Consider the following 628-nt stretch of genomic DNA (forward strand, 5'->3'; position numbering starts at 1 on the left):
GCCTCAAAGCTTGACTGCGGCCTCCCGTGCCCACAGCCGCAGACCCCTGCAACTTTCAATGAAATCCGTGGCACTCGCCTTGTCAGCCAGCGGCAGCATTCCCTCGTCAGCCCCGGGCTCGACGCCCGCGTTGGCCAGAAGCTGCACGGCGCCGGGCGTGAAGCCGATGAACTTGCAATGAGAAAAGGCATCCGCCACGAAATCGCGAGCCGCTGCTTCGCCGGCCAGCAGATTGGCACTCTCTTCGGTGAGCAGGATGGCGACCGCGTCAAACAATACCGATGGGCCGCCATCGATCATATGCTTGGCCACAATCTTGGTGCCATCGCTGGCCACCGCGCCGCCGACCTTTGCCGAAATAACTTCCATGGCGGCCCCTTCATTCTCAATGGCAGCCTGTAAGGCTTTGAAGAGACCGGCGTCCGTGCCGGTGCCGATCAGGACGCCRACCTTGCGGCCAGCAAAGCTCTCCGGACCATTGGCAATGATGCTCAGCGCTGGCGAGGGCTCGAGATCCGTGCGCGGCGATACACCGGCGTCGGCCGGCTTCGGCATCTCGGTGATGCCGAGTTTGTCGGCGACCGTGACAGCAAGCCCCTCATCGATGTTCAGCAAGTGCGCGATCATC

1 pseudogene is annotated in these 628 nt (G+C 62.7%); it reads right to left on the bottom strand.

Annotated features, from left to right (window positions below):
* Positions 1-3: 3 nt before the first annotated feature.
* Positions 4-628: pseudogene (locus tag ACXJ7R_RS35695) on the bottom strand (catalase HPII); the annotation flags it as partial.

This window comes from Mesorhizobium sp. P5_C1 (assembly GCF_054049815.1).